Here is a 15,543-nt window from a genome sequence, read left to right as displayed (position 1 = left end):
GGGTCGGCTGGTGGTGTTTCCAGGCGCGGAGGGGGAGAGAGAGGGTCCCCGCGGCGTCGGTAGTGGCTGACCTGCGCTAGCGGCGTGGAACCTGGTGCCCACCCGACGCGACAGTCGGGCATTCAACCTGCCCAGACTTCGGAAATCCCCACCGACTCGCACTACAGAGGGTCCGTCAGCAAGCTGACGGACCCTCATGACTGATCGAGGCTAGGAGGACGCCTCTTGCAGTGCGGGCTTCTATGTAACGCGAGGGGGGAAGTCATCCCAAATCGGGGCACCGGCTTCGATCATTCGATGCACGACTTCGTCGTGCGACTCCTCATCCTCGATCAGGAGCACATTCGTTGTGTTGGTGTTGTAGATGACAAACTCCTCAGGAATGGTGCCAGGATCGAGGCGTATCAATACAACGCCTGAAAATCCCGGCTGCCATAGTTCGCGATACTCTTCGATATTCATTGATCACCCCTGGTGAAGGTTCCCCATCTCTCCCAGTCGCCACCCCATCTGATGGTCGATCCGTCGGGAAGAACAACTTCGGAGGAGAGCTGTGGAGAGCCCGATTTTTGTAGTGCTTTTAGGACGTTGGCGTCTGGCCTGCTGGCTACAGCCGTTCCGCCTGGATGGGTGTGATTAATCCACCTCACGTCCGAGCCTGTAGGCACGCCGACGGCAGCTTTCCTGCCGGAATAAAGCCAATACGATCCGCCGCCACCATTCTTTCCCGGGCCTGTACGATACACGAGTGCGAACTCCACCTCATGCTCTTTGCTCAGCTGCGCCATCATTCCGTTGCTGAGACGTCCAGGCAGCAGCATGCCAGCATCTCCTGGCAGCTTGCTCATGTTGGCGACAGACTCATCTGCCGTTAGTGCTTTGACGCCAACCGTAGCGGCCCCGCCGCCGACTACGGCGCTTCCGCCGGATGCGCCGCCGGTCATCATTTCTGAGATTTCTGCGGCGCACACCGGTGCTGTGGCGAGGCAGCCTTCGCCGAAGGCGACGACCACAGGTGCCGCGACTACGGCCACCGTCACGGTTGTGACGACGCCGAGTATCACTTTTTGCCAGGTTGCGAGCTTCCCTGCGTCTGGAATGTCGTGGGCGTTGGGGTCATAGTGCGGGTTGGTGCCCATGGCCCAGCAGGCGTTGCAGTAGCCGTCGTCCTTCTTGGGCTTCGGGTCAGGCCCCTGCTTGAAGATGACTTTGGCTGCGGTGTGGCCGCCGTCCGTGCGGACGGTGACGGTCATGGTGCCGTTTCCCGTGCCTCCGCTGGCAGTCTGGTAGGTGAAACTCTGGGTGTAGGTGCGGGTGGAGTGGTACACCCACCCGGTGGCGCTCGGCGTCATCCAGTCCCGCGTGGTGCCGCCCTTGCCGTCGCTGCAGCCCTGTTCGCACCCCGACAGCGGCCGCAGGCCGGTGGGGTCGGACATGGTGACGGGGGTGTTGTTGGCGTAGGCGTAGCCGTTGAGGGACTCGTGGTCGCCGGGGGCGAGGACAGGGTCGACGGAGAGGAAGCGTCCGGTGGCCGGGTCGTATTCGCGGGCGCCGACGTGGGTGAGTCCGGTGTCGGTGTCGGCGGGTTTGCCGAGGAATCCCTTGTCGTCGGGCCAAGTGGACGGTGTCGTGCCGCGGTTCTCGCCGAAGGGCTTGGTGTAGCGGCGGGTGATGGCCTGGGTGGTGGCGTCGACCGTCATCGAGGCGGTGCCGTGGTGGTCGTCGACCATCCAGGACAGGCTGGTCTCGGTGCGGACGGCGGTTGCGTCGCCGGCCGGGTAGTAGCGCTGGGCGGTGAACTTGCTGGCGGCTGTGTCGTAGTGGAGTTCCTGGCCGGCCAGGTAGAGGACGGTTTTGTCCGGACCGCGGCGGATCAGGAGTTCACCGCCTGCGTCGTACAGGTAGTCGGTGGTCTTGGTGCCTTCGGTGAGGCGGGTGAGTTCTCCTTCGATGTCCCAGGTGAGGCTTTGCGCGGTGCCGGTGGGGCTGTAGCGCTTGGTGGTGTTGCCCTGCTCGTCGTAGACGTATGACGTGGCGGCTGCACCGTCGACAGCGACGGAGGTCAGAGTGTGGGGCTGGCCTTCGCCCGAGGCGTTGACGGCCGGGTAGCCATACGCGGTGGCGGTGTCACCGGTGGCCGTGTGCTCGCTCTGGGTGTCTCGCAGACCGCCGGGCTTGTAGGTCCAACTGGTCCAGTACGGGGCCGGGCCGCCTAGGGCGGACGCCGATCGGGCGGTGGTGCAGTCGCCTGACGACGGGGTCCAGGCTTCGGTCAGGCGGCGGTAGCCGTCGTAGGCGAAGCACTGGCTGTCCTTGCCGCCTGCCTGGTCGGTGAGCGACAGGATGTTGCCGGTGGCGTCGTAGGCGTAGTCGACGTCACTGGTGTAGCCGGTGTTGCTCTGGTCGACGGTGTGGGTGTTGGTCAGGCGGCGGGTGCCGTCCTGGTAGCGGTTGAGGATCTGGAGTTGCTTGGCGCCGGTGGAGGTGCCCAGGCGGGTCTCTTCGATCTCGCCGTAGGGGGAGTAGCCGATGTTCTGGACGTAGCCGGTCATGCCTGCGGTGCTCGTGAGCATGCCGAGGTCGTTGTAGGTGTTGGCGACGGTCTCGGCGCGCAGGCCGGCTACGGCAGGCAAGGAGGTCGACTGGACGGTGCCGTCTCTGTTGTAGACGGTGGAAGTGGTGAAGGTCTGCGGTGCCCCGGCGACGACCAGGGGGTCGCTGGCAGCCAGGACGGTCTTGGTTCCCTGGGCGCGGCCGAGGGAGTCGTAGCCGGTGACGACCTGGGAGTAGATCTTTCCGGCGGTGCCGCCGACGTACCGGATCGATGCGGTCGGCTGTCCCTTGGCGAGAGAGTCGTAGGTGAACTTGGTCAGTCGGTGAGAGTCGTCCTTGACCCCGTCCCAGGTGCCGATGGTGCGGTTCAGCACGTCGTAGTCGGTGATCAGGGTTCGTGAGTCGCCGTTGAGGGTCGTGGTGACGGTCAACGGCTGGTCGGCGTCGTTGTACGTGGTGGTGACGGCACCCTTGTCAGGGTCGGTGGAGGTGGTCTTGCGGCCGCGCAGGTCGTAGCCGTACGTCCACACTGCACCGTCCGGGCCGGTCAGCTTCTTGAGCTGGCCGCCGGGGGTGTACTCGTACAGGGTGCGGGTGTAGTCGTTGCCGGTCGGGGCGGGGCCTGCGTACTCGCGGCGTTCGGTCATCCGGCCGCGGGCGTCGACGAATGTCATGACGCCGGTGCCGCCCTCGGCCGCGGTGACGGCGGTGCGGTCGGCTTGCGCGTCGGTCTTGGTGCGCCATTTTTCCTGGTCGTAGACCCGGAAGATGCTGTCGGTGGCGCGGCCGGCGGCGTCGAAGACGGTTTCCGTGGAGGCGGGGACGGAGCCGGGGTAGGTGTTGGCCAGCGTGCCCGAGGGCGCGACATTGTCGTGGATCTGGCTGTTGGAGATGTAGGCCAGGCCGCGGTCGTCGTAGAGGGTTTCCGAGATCACCCGGCCGCCGTTCGGCGCGGGGACCTGCTTTTGCCGGGATCGCAGCAGGCCGTCGAAGATTTCGTAGGCGCTGTTGTAGGTCTTGCCGTCGTTCTTGAGGGCGTCGGTGCGGACCCAGGTCTCTTTGTCGTTGTTGATGCTGTAGGCGTAGACGATGCTGGCTGCGTCGCCGAGGGCGCGGGAGCGGTTGGGCTTCCAGACCGAGACCAGGCGGCCGAGCGCGTCGAAGGCCCATTCGGTGACGTTGCTGTTGGCGTCGGTGGTCTCGGTGGCCGTGCCCCAGGCCGGGTCCACCAGGCTGGTGGAGGTGTAGAGCATGGGGTCGATCGTGGTCTTGGACGTCAGAGGACCGTAGCCGGTGTCGTCGGGGACGTAGGTGGTCTTGATCGTCTGGTTGAGGGCGTTGGTCGCGGTGGAGGGGCGGCCCAGTTTGTCGTACGTGGAGCTGGAGACCTTCTGGTATACCGGCGCGTTGTCGACCGGGCTGTAGCTCGCGACCCGGTAGGAGGCGCTGATCTCACCCTTGGCGGGGGCCGCCCCGACCGTCTGGCCGTCGTAGGCCGTCGTGACGTCGGAGACGACGTCGTCGGGCACTGCCGGAGTGGTGGAGCAGCCGACGCTGTAGGTCTCGGTGCGGGAGACCGTGTTCACCAGCCAGGCCGCAGTGTTGCGGGCGTACGTGGTTCGCACGCACGACTCGTCGCCGGTCTTGGTGATGTCGCCGGTGTCCTCGACGGTGATCGGCATGCCGTAGGTGGTGTCGTACGTGGTCTTCTGCTTGACCGTGCGGCTGCCGGTGGACGTCTTGGCGCGGGTGGCGGTTTCGCCGGCCTGGACGATCCAGGCGTCGGTGGTGCCCCAGCTGTAGGCGTGACTGCCGGTCTTGTAGGACCAGGGGGTGTTGATGGTCCCGCTGTCCTCGTCGGCGCCGTTGTAGATGATGGTCTCGCGGACGAAGCCGGCGTACTGGCGGGAGTCGTCGATGGCGGTGCCCGTGGAGTCGGTGACCTTCTCGACGCGGGCGGTGCCGTCGAGTTCCTTCTCGCCGTTCAGGCCGCGCATGTAGAGCGTGGACTTCTTGGAGCGCGGGCCTTCGGTGTCGCCGGAGGTCTGTACGACCTTGCCGTAGCCGCGCCACTGCGACCAGGTCCGGTTGGAGGTCTTGGTCAGGCCCTCGTCGTCGGCGTAGGCCCAGCCGGCGCCGCCCTGGTAGTCGTAGTACGTCTCGCCGGTGGCGCCGTGGCCGTAGGGGTCGTCCTGGAAGACGGAGGTGACCACGTACTTGTGGAACCAGTCGGTGACCGGGGTCGCGCCGGACTGGGACCACTTGACGGGGAAGCAACGGCGGGTGTTCTTGTCCACCGCTGCGGGCATGCTCGAGCCCCAGATGCAGTCGGGGCCGGAGTAGTTGGCGGTGAGGGTGGAGCCGGTCTCGGACTTGATAGTGCGCACACGCCACTTGATGTAGCGCAGGGTGTCGGGGCCGCTGCCCTCGACGTGGTTGGGCATCTGGATGCCGCCGAAGACGACCGGCGGCATGGCGGCCGCGGTGCTGTTGGCCTTGCCGGTGTTCTGGATGGACTTCAGCCACAGGCTCGCCGAGGAGGCGTCACCGGTGTCGGGGAAGCTCTGGTCCAGGTGCCAGGTGTCCACGTCCCGGCGGGTCGTGCCGGTGCCCGTCCACACCGAGGTGGTGATGTCGGTGAGGCGCTTGCGGGTGAAGAAGGACGGCCCGATCTGGGTGGTGCACTTGGTGCCGGAGGCGCAGATCATGTCGAAGGGCACGTCGGGCCAGTTGGCTTTGGTGTCCTTGGTCAGGCTGGAGCAGCCGCCCGAGGTGACGCAGCGCTCGGCGTAGATGTAGCGGACCTGCTGCGCTGCCGGCTTGCTGTAGATCAGGTCGCTGCGCAGGCCGTAGTCGATGCGGTCGAGGTATCCGCCGCGGGTGTACGCGGTGCCGTTGACGGTGGTGGCGGCGTTCTTGGAGTAGTAGTTCGCCTCCGGCGTGTACCAATAGGTGGAGGCGTTGCCGTGGGGGTCCACGACGTAGTCCAGGTTCCAGCGCCAGGCCTGGTTGCAGAAGGAGTCGGCGAAGCCGGTGGACTTGTAGCAGGGCTCGCCGGAGTCGTCGCCGAAGACGGGCACGGTCCACACCGAGTTGGTGACCGGGTCGTCCGCGGCGGTGCCGTGGTCACTCCAGCCGGGCATGCGCTGCTTGCCGAAGAAGTACTGGACGCCGGAGGCGTCCGTGACCTTCCAGTACTCGGTGTTGTTGTCGCCGTTGCCGGTGGCGCCGGTCAGGTGCTCGACGCGGCTGCCGTCCTCGTTCTTGACCTTCCACGAGCCCCTGGACGCCTCGGACAGGGCCGCGGCGTCACACGCTGTCTTGTCGGCGCAGGCGTTGACGAGTTCGACGGCCTTGCCGTTGAGGACCAGGGTGGCGTTGGCGTACTTCCAGCACAGGTCGCCCTTGCCGGACTGGCCGTCGTCCTTGCAGGAGGCGTACTTGCGTTCGATGTAGGACTCGGTGATCGAGAAGCCTTCACCGACCACGGAGGTCTGGTTGTTCTCCCCGGCCGTGCGGCCGTCCACAGAGGCGGAGTCGTAGGAGATGGACAGGTTCGGGGACGGGCCGGCCGTGGCCGGGGGCACCCGCAGCGGGTAGTTCCAGGTGAAGTCACCCGTGCTCCCGCCGCCCTCCCAGGTCGCTGTGGGGGACAGCGAGGTGGCGCTGTAGTCGCTGCCTCCGCCCGAACTCCCCGCCGCCGCAGCCAGCAGCATCGGCGTGCCGGCCGAAAGGGCGCGGGCTGAGACGGTGCCCGTCAGGGTCTGGGACTTTGCGTCGTTGTCCGCTCCCGTCACCGGGCTCTGGGTGCGGCACGACGCCTTCTCCGGGGTGGTCAGCGCACACGCCGGCAGCGTCACCAGGCTCAGGCGGGGGCCGAAGTTGCCGCCGTAGACGTCGCTGAAGGACGAGTAGTCCACCGAGACGCGGAGCGTGTCGGTGTCCCCGGAGGCTGCGCCGGGGGAGTGGCCGGCGGCAGCTCCTGCCGGGTCGACGGTGAGCAGGACGCCGTTGACACCGGCCTTCTGCGCGGCGCTCTGGGAGTGGACGCTGAGCGCCACCTCCTCGGCCGGACCGGTGGCCTTCGCCTTGCTCTTGGCCTTTGCCGGCTTGGCTGCGGAGGCGGCGGGCTCCTGGGCCAGCTCCACGCCGAGCCCGCCGACGGTGACGGCGGCCGTGCTGGCCGCCGCGACCTCGGCCTTGGCGTTGCCGGGCTTGGGCCAGGCGGCCCGCTCCGCGCGTGCACGGGTCTTCGCGGAGGCGGGGACGGCTTTGTCCTTGGGCGCCTTGGACGTGCCGGGCTTGAGCACGCCCACCTTGTCGATCTTCGCGTCGGCCGGATCCTCCAACTTTTTACGGTTGGTGGAGGTCTGGGCCTGTGCGGCGAAGTCGTAGCCCGAAGGGACCACGACCTGCGGAAGGACGGAGAGAGCGGCCACGAGCGCGCCGCGGCCGAGCCAGCGGCCTAGGACTGCCCCTGGCACGCGTGTGCGGAAGGGTCTGGAAGACAAGGTGATTCCCCTGCGTTCGATTTCGAAAACGGGCAGGAGCTCCGGAGCAGCACTGATACCGGAGCGCAGTTCTGAGCGATGGGAACAGCCCGGGTGGCCGGCCGGCAGCCCGGCCACCCGAGTGGGCTTACTGCTCGGTGTTGAAGCGGTCGGCGATCACGGCAGTAGACGTCGCGCCGGACCAGACACGGACGCTGTCGACCGTTCCGGGGAAGTAGCGCGCGGCAGCGCCGCCGATCTTCGCCCGGCCCACCTCGAACGCTCCCGTCCCCTGCCACGGAGCGGCGAAGGACACATCGTCCTCGTTGCCCATGCGGGCGCTGTTGACGTAGAGGCTGAGAGAGCCGAGCTTCGGGCCGCTGGCGGTGTCCACGGTCGTCTGGGCGTCATAGACGACCGTCAGCATGACGGGAGCACCCTTCAGTGCGGCAGCGCTGACGGTGTCCGACACGGTCTTCGACCAGAGCGCGCCGGTGCCGTCCTTGTCGGGGCGGCCGAAGGTCCACTGTCCCTGGCTCTTGCCCGCCGGCTGCTCGTACCAGACGCCCCACGACGACTGTGACGTGCCGGACTGCCCGAACGCCTGAACCGCGTAGGACTTGGTGGTGTCGGCGAACTTGGCGGGATCCAGCGTGATCCAGGCGGTCGCCGTGAAGGAGCCGGTGTCGTCCACGATCGGACCGGCTGCCGAGGCATAGGCACTGGTGCCGTTCAGCTGCATTGTCTGCCGGGTCGTACCGGTCTCACCGGTATCCGGGTCCGCGCCGGTCGTGATCTGGGCCAGCGTTGCCCCGCTGAGGCCCAGGGTCCGCTGGAAGCCGCTGGTGTCCTTGATCGTCGTGCCGGTCGCGTTCAGCGTGTCCGTGGCGTTCCACTGGGCGACGAGCGCCGGCGTCGGGGCGGCGGCGTCCCCGTCACTGGCGTCCTCGTCCTCGAGACGGGCGTCCTGGACGACCTCCGCATCGACGAGAACGCGGGACCACGTGTGGACCTCATCGATGAGGCCGCCGAAGTACTCCACGTATCCGGTGCTGTTGTGGAACCTGCCGATCTGCAGGGGCCCGGTGGCCGCCCACGGCGTGGTGAACGCCACCGGCGCCCCCTGGGGGCGGCCGTTCACATACAGCTGCACCGTCTGGCCCACAGCGTCGTACACACCGGTGAGGTGGGTCCACACGCCCGCCACGGGGGCGGCGAGAGAGATGGAGCGGCTCGCCGTCGGCGCAGCGACGTCGCTGGTGTAGCGGGAGAACGCGAACCGCTTGCTGCTGGCCGAGTAGTGCAGCGCGAAACCCGACAGCGTAGTGGCCTGCTGAGACACGACAGTCTGGCTGCGGGAGACGTCCGCGAGCCGGACCCAGGCGGAGACGCTGAACGACTTGGTCGTGTCCACCACCGGCCCCGACGACTGGGCATAGCCGGCCGTGCCGTCGAGCTTCAACGAAGCCGCTCCCGCACGACCCACGCCGTCGTAGGAGGCCCTTGCCCCCGGCGACAGCGCATGAGGTGAGGCTGCCGTCGTGGAGTCGTTGCCGTCACCGTCGAAGTGCCACACGCCCGAAGGCTTCGCACCAGGGTTGACCAGGAAACTGTAGTAGCCGGTGACGGAGCTGTGGCCCGCAGCGTCGAAGCCCGAAACCTGGATGACGTTCTCGCCGACCTGGTTCGGCGTGATGTTCGCCCGGCCCGGCGTGCCCTTCGCGACGGTGATCGGCGCGGACACCGGACCGCCGTTCAACCGCCACTTGTAGCTGACGACGTCCGACTGCACCCCGGCGGTTGCCGGATCCGCGTCAGCCGGCGTGAAGACAAACGCGCCCGTCACACCCACACCATCAGCGGCCGGAGCCGTGTCAGAGGGCTGGTAGCGGCCGTCGGCGCTGGACACCACCGGAGCCGGCGGGGAATCGGTGTCGACCCGGAAATAGCACCAAGCAGACCAGGCAGAGTCAAGAACGCCCGTCACACCACGGTCGGTCAGGTAGTACGCCTGCGTCTTGGCCCGCAGCCGGTAGTCCGTCTGCGGGGCCAGCGCAGAAGACGTGGCGCCACGGATCGCATTGTCCGCCACCCACGCCCCGCTCGGGGAGGTCGCTGTCCAGGCACGGCTGGTGCCGTCCGCCTTCCAGATCTCGAACGCCGCACGCAGCTGCGCCTGCGCCCCGTCCACCGACTGCACCGTCCCGTACACCGTCGGTGTGGTGTCACCGGTGACCTGCGGTGCCGTGGACGTCCCGCACGCCTTGCCGCTGGTGCCGTCCTGAACCTTCGCCTCAGTCGGCGTCGAGGGGTAGGAAACGTAAGTGACCGACAGCTTCGCGTCGTTGCGGAAACGCGCCCAGGCGCCAGCGTCGGACTCGTCGTGAGCTGTCAGCGAGAAGGTGATCTCAGCCTGCTTGCTCGCGGCGTAGGAGGCGAGGGTGGTCGTCAGGTTCTCGTTGGTCTCCCCGCCCGACACGTTGTCGCTGAAACGCACCCAGTTCGCAGGCTGCGACGGACTGCACAAGGCTCCCCGCCCGTAAGCCACTTCCTTGTCGCCCATCAAGTCCACCCCGGCCGGCCTGGTCGACCACGTGGTGCTGGAAGAGATGCCCTTGTCCACACGCGACAGGTCGTACCAGTGCGGCTCGCAGCTGAACGTCCACAACTGGTACACCTCCATCGTCGCGTCCAGGACCTTCTTGCCGTGGATCGACGACAGCGGGTACTCGAAGTACATGCGCTGGGTGTACGGGGTGCTGGCACAGAGGTAACCGGCGTAGTTGGAGCAGCGCCCCACGCCTTTGTCCCCGTCGAACTCCCAGTACTTGGTGCCGTTGGAGGCCAGGGCCGTCCAGTCGCCCAGCGCGATGCCCTTCGTCGGCGGGTCGATGTAGAGCGGGAAGACGGTGTCCTCGCCGTGGAGCAGGGCAGGATCGGGAGTGATCTCCAAGGTGGTCCCGGTGACCTTCAGCGGGAGCGCGGCCGCCGCGTCACCGCTGCCGGGCCCCTCCGAGGGGGCGGGCTCGCCTTTGGCGGCCGGCAGTGGGGCCGCCTTCCTCGTCTCAGGCTTGTCCCCGTTCTGTGTCGCAGCAGCAGTACGGATGAGCTGGGCCGAGACACCAGCCGCGTCTGGGGCGTCTCCCGCCGAGTCCCACATCTGACCTGTCGGGCTCTCGAAGACCGGGGATCCGTCGTCATCCCGCGCGACAAAGCCGCCATCGGCAGTCGGAGCGATGTCCAGACCGCCGCCAGCAACGGTCATCCTGATCGTCGCCAGTGCCGGATTCTTCGCAGCCTGCGCGGACTTGACCACAATCACCGAGGTGTAGCCGGAGCTCAGCGCAGTCAGCTTCAGATCGACGTCTGGCAGGACCTCGGCGTACGTGGCGGTGGCACCCTCCAGCTTCGGCTCCGGGAGGGCAGTGGGCCATCCCAGCTGCAACCGGTGTCTACCGTCTTCGAGCGTCACCAGCCCACTGCCACTACCGCCGCCCGAGAAGGCGATACGCGCTGTCGTGTTCTTCGTCCGCGCAGAGCCGTCAGCCTCACGTATCAGGCTGGTGTCGATAGGGGCCCAAGCGCCATCAGCCTTGCGGGCTCGAACCGGCGCCGCGTTCATCTCCTGCGTGAAGGTGCCATCCGGATTGGCGAAAACCTGCGACGACTCGGTGGTCGCCGCATTCACGGCCACCTGCTCACCGGTCTTCGCGGCACGGGCGCTCGCTTCAGACTCCGGCGTTCCGTCAGCCGCCACCGAGGCACCCCCGCCATCGGCGAGTGCGACTCCTGGCATCGACACCGCGGCCACCAGAAGCGCGACGGCCATCGCGCAACTCTGAACCGCACGACGCCAGTCGTGCCCCCGTCTTTGTGAAACCACGCCCCCCACCCATCTCTTTAGTTCTCACTTACAAAGCTGTGAGGATCATGTGATGATCGAACAGGCGGGTCAATGGTGTCCCCGGTCACACCCGCTGTTTATGGCCTGATCACCGGCACTCAGGCTGACGATCACTGCGACGGGTTGCCACGAAGCTTCGGCACGCGTTGAGTCCGGGCGGAGTGCCGCCACAGTCGCCGCAATCTCGGCTGAAGCCCTACTCATCCATTCGCCGCGTAGAACGAACCCCGCGTCTGGTCCGCCGACCTTCTTGTTGTGACCCGCTGGCCGCCGGTGACATTGCCCAGATCCCCGCCGTCCGCGCTGGCGACGCCTCAACCGGCCAGCGTGCTGCACCGCCTCCCGGCAGGCTCTCCACGGCCCGGCTGCCACCTCGATGGGCTATTGCCTGATGCCTCAGATCATCCGACTCTCGGTGCATAGGCTGCTGCAACGGGGAGGTCTACGTGCCGACGGAACCTGATGTCCTGGCGCCGCCGCAGCACATTGCCGTGCGGATCTCGCGCTGGGAGGAGGCCCTCGATGCGCTGGTGCCGCCGAACCCTGAGGCGGGGCTGCGGATCGCGACCTGGAACTTGCGGGCGTTCGCCGGCCTGACCAAGGCGTGGGCGAGCCCTGAGGGGGCGTCGCCGAAGCGGAACTTCACCGACGTGCATTTGATCGCGGCGGTGGTGCGCCGGTTCGATGTGGTCGCGGTGCAGGAGGTGCGGGGGAACCTGCGGGCTCTGCGGCATTTGATGAAGGTGCTGGGGGAGGACTGGGCGTTCATCCTCACCGACGTGACCGAGGGCAAGGACGGCAACGACGAACGCCTGGCGTTCCTGTTTGACACGCGGCGGGTCAAGCCATCCGGACTGGCCTGTGAGCTGGTGGTGCCCCTCGAGCAGGACGCGGGCGTGCCGGTGGGTGGGCTGGACCGCCAGTTCGCCCGCACCCCTTACGCGGTCAGCTTCCGCTCACGAGGCCAGACGTTCACCCTGGTTACGCTCCACGTCCTGTACGGGCATGAGGCCGCCGACCGCATTCCGGAACTGCGAGCGATCGCCGACTGGCTCGCCGGCTGGGCGGAGCGCGAATTCGGCTGGGACCACAACCTCATCGCCCTCGGAGACTTCAACATCGACCGCGCCGGCGACCCGCTGTTCGAGGCGTTCACCTCCACCGGCCTGGTTCCCGCCCCGCAGCTGGCAGGACTTGCGCGTACCGTCTTCGACGACCCCGGAGCGGAGCACTTCTACGACCAGATCGCATGGTTCACCAAAGGACAGAAGCGCCGGCCGGTCCTGACGTTGGAAGCCGGCGCCGGCGGCCACGTGGACTTCGTGCCCGAACTGCAAGGCGATCTCAGCCTGACCGAACTCTCGTGGCACATCTCCGACCACTATCCGATGTGGGTCGAATTCGCGATCCCCACCCCCTGACTCGGCCGTGGCCATGCCCGAACGCCAATGCGATCCGGCGTTGAGGTCTGGCTGCTCCTTGGACGGGACGAGCGATCGCTGTCCGGTTCGGTGGGAGGCACCGCGGGGGACGGATGCGGCCGCGCAGCAGCCAGCGAAGATGACCGCGGCGAAGAAGACGTCGACAGATAGTGGTCATCACGGTCACGGCAACGGTGTTCGCCTGGAGCGTGGTCCTGGTCGCCGCCGGTCAGACCGCTGCGGTAGCCGCGCTCGCCCCGGCCCTTGGCCTGACGGTGCAGCAGATCCTCCACACCCCCCGTTCCCGCACCGCCCGCGGCGCCGGCAATCAGCCCAACGCGGCCGCGGACAAGGAGGACGACGCCCCGTGACGACGCCCACCGAGCCGCCGGTCCCGCCCGGCAGACCCCTGACCGCACGGCCGGGCCGCAAGCTCGGCCCGATCCTCCCCAGCACCGCAAGCGCCCACCGCGCCTGGCTGCAGCCGATGCGCGACACCTACCTGGCCAGCGGACTGACGCTGAACGAACTCAGCGAACGGATCCGCTTCGCCAAGTCGATAATCTCCGAACTGCTGCGCGGCGTCGGCCTCTACCCCCGCTGGGAGATCGTCTGCATGCTGGCCGTCGAACTGGGCGTGCCCAACTGGCCCCTCTACCAGCTGTGGCGCCAAGCGGCGTTCGAAGCCCACAAGAGCAACGATTGGATCGACGACTGCACCGACCGGACCACCGTCCTGACGACCACGCACACCGCCGCGCTCTCGAGCATCGCGCCTTCCGCGAACTCGCCGAGAACCACTACACCCTCTTCGCTCAGGTCTTCCTCGACGACGACCGGCGTGACGCCGCCGTCTCCGACGCCTTCGACATCCTCTGGCTGAACTGGAACGACGCCCTCGCCAGCCACGACACCCGCCGCTTCGCCTGGAACGTCCTGCGCGCCAGGGTCATGGCCCGCACCCCCCACCGGGACGGCCGCCCCGAGCTCGGCCGGGCAGCCTTCGACACCGCCGCCCTGCAAGCCCTCACCGACCCCGCCGACCTCATCGACCAGATCGCCGAAAGCCTGGAGATGTTCACGGCCATCAGCCGCCTTCCTCCCAGCCAGCTCGACGTCATGGTGCTGCGCCGACTGTGCGGCTTCACCCCCGAGACCGTCTCCGCCCTCCTGGGCACCTCGCTGGCTGCCGTGCGCTCCGACGAACGCCACGCCACCCGCTTCCTGGAGAGCGTCCTGTGCCCGCCTCACACCATCGAAGGGAACACCCCGTGACCGGCATCGAAGAGCTCCTCTCCAGAGCCCTGCTCGTCCGCGAGCGCACCGTCCCCCGTGACATCGTCCCCCACCCCACCCTGCCCGCCGCCGGCACACGCCCCAGCGCAAAGCCCGCCCCCGACAGCAGCCACAACGCCGCCTCCCAGGACCTGCGCGCCCTGTGCGAAACCCTCGTCCTGCACACCCCGCCCACCACGGTCGCCAAGTTCGTCACCGACCAAGTCCCCGAACCCCGCAGCGCCCTCGTCCTGGCCTGCGTCCTGCAACTGACCGACACCGACGAGGGCGCACGCTTTTGGTGGCAGTACGCCGCCGGCGCCGGACAGGCCGCCGCCGCGTACTGCCTCTACCTGCATCACCTGGCGCTGGGGGAGTGGGACACCGCCGACTGGTGGCATCGGCAGACCGACGAAGTCCAGCCCTCGCCCGAACCCCCGGCCCGCGACGACGGCCACAGCTGGAATCCGGCAGAACACCGGATCACCAGCGCCTCCACCACCCACTTCATGCGCATCCTGCGCCACCTCGCCCAGCAGACCGTCCGCTCCCGGCCCGCCGCGATCGGCAAACTCATGGCCTACATCCCGACGGCCGTCACCGCCGGCTACCTCCGCGAACCCGACACCGAGCTCCCTCTCCCCGGAGACGGATTCGCCCGCCGTATCACCAGCCTGCTCGCTGCAGCCGACCGCCCCCACACTTGGCACCGACGCCCCAGCCCTTCCGCTCCCGACCCCCGCGCCTGCCCGGACACCGAGTCCGTCGAACGCGGGTACCTGCAGCCGATCCCCGAACAGATGGGCACCGCGAACCGCTGAACAGCACCCAGGGAGGCCGTTCGTTTCTGCCGGGCAAGCGCCCGAATCAGCACGGCGGCGGTCCGGGAGCAGCGAGGGCGTGACCTGAGCGCTTCGGCGCCCGTTGCATCGCCGGGGGGCCGGCCATGCGGCAGGCGGCCCCGTGGCTCGGGGGTGCAGATGGCGTGTGAGGACAGGGCCGTCACGGCCCTGGAGGCGGTGGCTGCCCGGCAGCGGGCGGCCGGCCACGGCTGGGCACTGGACTGGGATCTTCGCCCGGTCAAGCAGCGCGTGTTCAACCTCGCCGGGCGGGGTCTGACAGAGCTCGCGGACCGGGAAGACCGTGCGGCGCTGTCGGCGTGGGAGGGCCGGGCCGTCCGCTGGGCGGCCCGCCTGACCGCGCCCGCCCACGACCTCCTCCTCTACAACCGCCTTCGCCCTCGGCCCTCAGCGGCCGCCCCCGGCCCCGGCCTGCAGCGGGTCGAGCTGATCGCGTCGCAGATGACGGCGCTGCGCCTGTTCACGGCCCTCGCCGACCGGCTCCGGGTGCCGCCGGCCGACGGTTTGGCGGAGCGGGTACGCGACGCCCGGCGCGAGGCCGCAGTCAACCGGCACGTGCTGTACCTGTCGCCGGAGCAGATGGCGTCCGTCGCGTACGCGTTCTGGCTGCACAAGATGTCTGGCTCCGCGCTTGAGGCGAACCGCTTCACCCGCGACTACGGCATCAGCCACCACGACGGCTCTGGCGCGGAGCCGTCTGCCGACCGCGCCGTTGCCGGAGGGTGAACGGGCCTACCCGGGCGGGCTCGCGCGGCGGTTCGCTCGCCGGGTCCCGGGAGGCCGGGTCTGCCGCGAGCGTGCCGCGGGACCGACACATGGAGCTTGGCTCCTGAAGCCTCCTGCGGCGTGGGGCCGTTACTCACTTTCGAGTGACGGCCCATGCCGCGCTGGGGTGGCGTGACGTGGCGAACTCGAGGGCTCGGCCGACGCCCGCAAGGAGGCGGCAGCTGTCGCGCCGTCAACATCACGCACCAGCGACATAGATGGAGGATGCAGCCGAGAGTCATGGAAATATGGGCAACACGTAACACAGTCCGTGT

9 protein-coding genes are annotated in these 15,543 nt (G+C 68.1%); 6 read left to right on the top strand and 3 right to left on the bottom strand.

Annotation, left to right across the window (positions count from 1 at the left end; translation table 11 throughout):
• Window positions 1–240 precede the first annotated feature (240 nt).
• From ABT300_RS06640 to ABT300_RS06630, 3 genes are all read right to left on the bottom strand, one after another.
• Window positions 241–462 carry a hypothetical protein gene (locus ABT300_RS06640; RefSeq protein WP_351672835.1) on the bottom strand — a complete coding sequence of 74 codons (222 nt, stop codon included), beginning with the start codon at window positions 460–462 and terminating at the stop codon, window positions 241–243.
• Window positions 459–6,107: an RHS repeat domain-containing protein gene (locus tag ABT300_RS06635; protein ID WP_351672945.1), complete on the bottom strand. Its 5,649-nt coding sequence runs from the start codon at window positions 6,105–6,107 to the stop codon at window positions 459–461. The genes ABT300_RS06640 and ABT300_RS06635 overlap by 4 nt, the downstream gene beginning before the upstream one ends.
• A gap of 1,084 nt (window positions 6,108–7,191) precedes the next feature.
• Entirely contained in the window at window positions 7,192–10,839 is a 3,648-nt protein-coding gene (locus tag ABT300_RS06630) for a laminin G domain-containing protein (protein WP_502977884.1), read from the bottom strand.
• 554 nt (window positions 10,840–11,393) lie between these two features.
• Here ABT300_RS06630 and ABT300_RS06625 point away from each other — a divergent pair.
• The 6 genes from ABT300_RS06625 (at window position 11,394) to ABT300_RS06600 (ending at window position 15,229) form a co-directional block, all read left to right on the top strand.
• Window positions 11,394–12,368, top strand: coding sequence for an endonuclease/exonuclease/phosphatase family protein (locus ABT300_RS06625; protein ID WP_351672831.1), 975 nt, complete (start codon window positions 11,394–11,396; stop codon window positions 12,366–12,368).
• A 170-nt stretch (window positions 12,369–12,538) separates the two neighbouring features.
• Complete coding sequence (locus ABT300_RS06620) at window positions 12,539–12,739, top strand: hypothetical protein (RefSeq protein ID WP_351672829.1); 201 nt, start codon at window positions 12,539–12,541, stop codon at window positions 12,737–12,739.
• The gene (locus ABT300_RS06615) at window positions 12,736–13,251 is read left to right on the top strand and encodes a hypothetical protein (RefSeq protein WP_351672827.1); all 516 of its coding nucleotides are present in this window, start codon (window positions 12,736–12,738) and stop codon (window positions 13,249–13,251) included. The genes ABT300_RS06620 and ABT300_RS06615 overlap by 4 nt, the downstream gene beginning before the upstream one ends.
• A gap of 68 nt (window positions 13,252–13,319) precedes the next feature.
• The gene (locus tag ABT300_RS06610; protein ID WP_351672943.1) at window positions 13,320–13,643 is read left to right on the top strand and encodes a sigma-70 family RNA polymerase sigma factor; all 324 of its coding nucleotides are present in this window, start codon (window positions 13,320–13,322) and stop codon (window positions 13,641–13,643) included.
• Entirely contained in the window at window positions 13,640–14,464 is an 825-nt protein-coding gene (locus ABT300_RS06605) for a hypothetical protein (RefSeq protein ID WP_351672825.1), read from the top strand. Before ABT300_RS06610 ends, ABT300_RS06605 begins: the two co-directional genes overlap by 4 nt.
• Before the next feature lie 159 nt (window positions 14,465–14,623).
• Window positions 14,624–15,229, top strand: coding sequence for a DUF6417 family protein (locus ABT300_RS06600; RefSeq protein WP_351672823.1), 606 nt, complete (start codon window positions 14,624–14,626; stop codon window positions 15,227–15,229).
• Window positions 15,230–15,543: the final 314 nt, after the last annotated feature.

It is taken from the genome of Streptomyces sp. NPDC001027 (assembly GCF_040299045.1).
GTDB lineage: Bacteria > Actinomycetota > Actinomycetes > Streptomycetales > Streptomycetaceae > Streptomyces.
Note: the sequence above shows the minus strand (reverse complement) of the source record. Positions and strands in the feature narration are given on the sequence as shown.

What these genes read in the sequence shown, in the direction of transcription:
- ABT300_RS06640 (WP_351672835.1), bottom strand. Translation starts at nt 462, where the DNA reads ATGAATATCGAAGAGTATCGCGAACTATGGCAGCCGGGATTTTCAGGC.
- ABT300_RS06610 (WP_351672943.1), top strand. Translation starts at nt 13,320, where the DNA reads ATGGCCCGCACCCCCCACCGGGACGGCCGCCCCGAGCTCGGCCGGGCA.
- ABT300_RS06600 (WP_351672823.1), top strand. Translation starts at nt 14,624, where the DNA reads ATGGCGTGTGAGGACAGGGCCGTCACGGCCCTGGAGGCGGTGGCTGCC.
- ABT300_RS06630 (WP_502977884.1), bottom strand. Translation starts at nt 10,839, where the DNA reads ATGCCAGGAGTCGCACTCGCCGATGGCGGGGGTGCCTCGGTGGCGGCT.